Source organism: Methylomagnum sp., assembly GCF_054333355.1.
Window position 1 is genome coordinate 1 of record NZ_JBTEKS010000469.1, and the last position, 3,149, is coordinate 3,149.

The following is a 3,149-nucleotide window of genomic DNA, read 5'->3' on the forward strand; positions in this document are numbered from 1 at the left end:
GGGTACATGCCCACCCTACAGGAATGCGGTGATGACTGAAGTTCCTTGCCAATCAGGAAACCCTATTGGGCAGAGGCGCTCCCGTTTTCCTCGGATAGGCCGGCTCGGTTTTCAAAACCGAATCGGCCTTGCGCCTGCCTCCGTGTTTCTACCTAGCGAATTAATTTGAATCGAGCCGCGCCGTCCCTGTCCTAAGGTGAAGGGCATTTGCTTCGATATTTGAACGCCCTTTGGATTAGGGAACTTTTCAGCTCACGAAAGGAGACGGTGATATGGCTATCAATCTGTTCGACGGGAAAGGCATTCCCCTGGACAAACAGCGGTTCACTTGGAAGGACATGGTGCAGAAGCCCATCAGCAAGCTGGACGACGAGGCGTTCACGCGGATCAGGATCATCCTGATGAATGGCCTGGAAACGGAAGCCCTGCGCTTCGGCCACATGTGCGCCCGCATGAACAAGGACTTGCAACTGCCACTGGCGAAGGTCCGGCGGGTGGAACAGCACCAGCAAACCACGATCAATTGGCTCATCTCGTCGGATCATTCGCCGCTGGAGACCACCATCGCCTATGAACAGGTGGCGGTCGAGGTCACGGCGGCGGTGGCGCAGAACGAACCCGATCCCTATCTGGCCCAGGTCTACCGGCTGGGCCTGCTGGAAGACTTCGACCACCTCTACCGCTACTCGGCGCTGCTGGACCGGCTGGAGGGCAAGGACGCCAACAACATCCTGCAATCCCACACCGACATCATTCCGGGGCGGCCCACCGTGGACGAGCATCGCTCGCCGGAGAACGACCTGCGTAACCATTACGACAAGACCAAGGCGGACACGATCAGCAAGCTGCACGCCGGGACCATCATGGCCGCCGAGTACCAGACCCACGACTTCTACGCCAACGTCGGCCCCATGTACGCGGACCCCATCGCCCGCCAGTTGTACGCGGAAATCGCGTCCATCGAGGAGCAGCACGTCACCCAGTACGAGTCGATCATCGACCCCACCGAGACTTGGCTGGAGAAGTGGCTGCTGCACGAGGCCACCGAGGTCTACAACTATTACTCGTGCGTGGAGCAGGAAACCAACCCGCGCATCAAGGCCATCTGGGAGCGCTTCCTGGATTACGAGCTGGGCCACTTCACCCTGGTGTCGGAGTTGCTCAAGAAATACGAGCGCCGCGACCCCGCCGAAATCATTTCGGCGACGCTGCCGGAGCCGATTCCCTTCAAGAGCAACCGCGAATTCGTCCGCCAGACCCTCGCCCAGGAAGTGGACCTGCGCACCGACGGCACCCGGTTCGTGGACAAGGCCCAGGAACCCAAGGAATCGCTGGAATACCGCCAGCATCTCAACTCCCAAGGCTCGCCCTCGCAGGCCGTGGCGGCGGGCTACCAGTGGTCGCCCGGCACCGAACTGAACCGCCGGGTCGCCGGCTGACATCCCATTACACAAGGAGGAGAACCAACCATGACCAAGCAAGCCGTTGAAATGAGCATGAAGAACCGCACCGGCATCGACATGTCGCCCCTCGACAGCCAGCAAATGATCGACGCGTCCGAGCACGCCCAGCCCAGCTCGCCGGGAGACGCATCGGCCCTGGCGGCGTTCGACAGCCAATACATCCGCGAGGCCGAGCCGGTGGGTTCGGTGCCGCTGCCCGGCACGCTGAAGGGCGCGGCCCAAACCATGCTGAACAAACTGGGCGGCAAGAATCCCGAGGTGTTGATCGACAAGCTGGGCGAGCGCCTGGCCTTCGAGCGCACCGGCACCCGGCTGTACGACTATTTCATCGCCAAGTGCGAGGCCACCCAGGCGGATGGCGGGATTTCCATCGACACGCTTAAGCAGTTCCGCAAGGAAGAAGCCCTGCACTTCAAGCTGGTGGCGAACGCGCTGGAATCCCTGGGGGCCGACCCGACGGCGCAAACGCCCGGTGCCGATGTGTCGGGCGTGGCGTCCAGCGGCGTGCTGCAAGTGCTGAGCGACCCGCGCACCAGCGTGTCCCAATGCCTGGAGACCATGCTGACCGCCGAACTGACGGACAACGCGGGCTGGGAATTGCTGTTCAAGCTGGCGGGCGAAATGAATCTGCACGACATGGAGAAGGATTTCCGCCAAGCGCTGGTGGAAGAGGAGGACCATCTCAAGCACATCCGCCACTGGCACGAGCAATCGGCCTTCAAGCAGGCGGGGCTGGCGGCGGCCTGATCGAACCCGAACACACTGCAAGTTATCGCAAGCGGCGATCTTGGGCCTGCCTTCGTGGCGGGCCTTTTTTTGCCCGCGCACAAGCCACTGCGCACCGTTAGTGCATTTTCATCCCGGGCGCGAGAAGAGCTTTCCGCGGGAGCGGTCTTTAGACCGCGACCTACCACGAGTCGCGTTCTAAAGACCGCTCCCACGTCCATTCCACCAAATTTTAATGGCAGAGAAAGCGGGGGGCTCGTGATCGGGCAAACCATCCCGGCGCTCAAGGGTCGAAGAATCAACACCGCCACAAGCTGTCGAGGAACGACCATGACGAGACTCGGGAAAATCATCGCCATCATGGCGCTGGGAATGAGTTCGGCGGCGGCTGTGGCCGGGGACATTCCCGGCAGCGCCGACGGTGGCCTCCGCTACGCCACGGGCCAGAATTGGATCGCGTCGTCCAAGGATGAAAAGCTGTCCTACCTGGCCGGGCTGGGCAACGCCATCAACGCCGAGTTCGCCTACCAGATGACCAGCCAGCCCCCGCCCGCCGACAATCAAACCCTGGTCCAAAAAGCCCATCGCGGCTTCTCCGCCTACACCGTCGGGCAAGTGGCCGAACGCATCGACCAATGGTACGCCGGCCATCCCCAACAACTCGGCAAGACGGTGCTGGACGTGATTTGGCTGGAAATCATCAAACCCGCCCCGCCGCCCGGGCGCAGTGAATAACCGACCGACTTAAGTTAGGTACAAACCCATGGTTAAACGGACGACACTTTGGTTCGCCGCCGTCGCCCTGTTGACGGCGGCGGGCTGCGCCACGCTTGGCGGCGCGGCCATAGGCACCGGAATCGGCGCCCTCGGCGGCAACGCCCGGATGGGCGCGGCGGTCGGCGCGACGACCGGCGCCGTCATCGACATCTTCGGGCACCGCTAAGGCACTCAGGCGTAGGT

General features: G+C 62.2%; 4 protein-coding genes. All 4 read left to right on the forward strand.

Annotation, left to right across the window (positions count from 1 at the left end; genetic code table 11):
- The first annotated feature begins 272 nt into the window (after nucleotides 1-272).
- Nucleotides 273-1,439, forward strand: a complete 1,167-nt coding sequence (locus ACXWUF_RS21175; RefSeq protein ID WP_458496534.1) for a hypothetical protein — start codon at nucleotides 273-275, stop codon at nucleotides 1,437-1,439.
- Between the two features lie 30 nt (nucleotides 1,440-1,469).
- Nucleotides 1,470-2,210 carry a hypothetical protein gene (locus ACXWUF_RS21180; protein ID WP_458496535.1) on the forward strand — a complete coding sequence of 247 codons (741 nt, stop codon included), beginning with the start codon at nucleotides 1,470-1,472 and terminating at the stop codon, nucleotides 2,208-2,210.
- Between the two features lie 309 nt (nucleotides 2,211-2,519).
- Nucleotides 2,520-2,924, forward strand: coding sequence for a hypothetical protein (locus ACXWUF_RS21185; RefSeq protein WP_458496536.1), 405 nt, complete (start codon nucleotides 2,520-2,522; stop codon nucleotides 2,922-2,924).
- A gap of 28 nt (nucleotides 2,925-2,952) precedes the next feature.
- Complete coding sequence (locus ACXWUF_RS21190; protein WP_458496537.1) at nucleotides 2,953-3,132, forward strand: hypothetical protein; 180 nt, start codon at nucleotides 2,953-2,955, stop codon at nucleotides 3,130-3,132.
- The last annotated feature ends 17 nt before the right edge of the window (nucleotides 3,133-3,149 follow it).

Coding starts and splice junctions, on each gene's coding strand:
- ACXWUF_RS21180 (WP_458496535.1), top strand. CDS start 1,470: ATGACCAAGCAAGCCGTTGAAATGAGCATGAAGAACCGCACCGGCATC.
- ACXWUF_RS21175 (WP_458496534.1), top strand. CDS start 273: ATGGCTATCAATCTGTTCGACGGGAAAGGCATTCCCCTGGACAAACAG.
- ACXWUF_RS21190 (WP_458496537.1), top strand. CDS start 2,953: ATGGTTAAACGGACGACACTTTGGTTCGCCGCCGTCGCCCTGTTGACG.
- ACXWUF_RS21185 (WP_458496536.1), top strand. CDS start 2,520: ATGACGAGACTCGGGAAAATCATCGCCATCATGGCGCTGGGAATGAGT.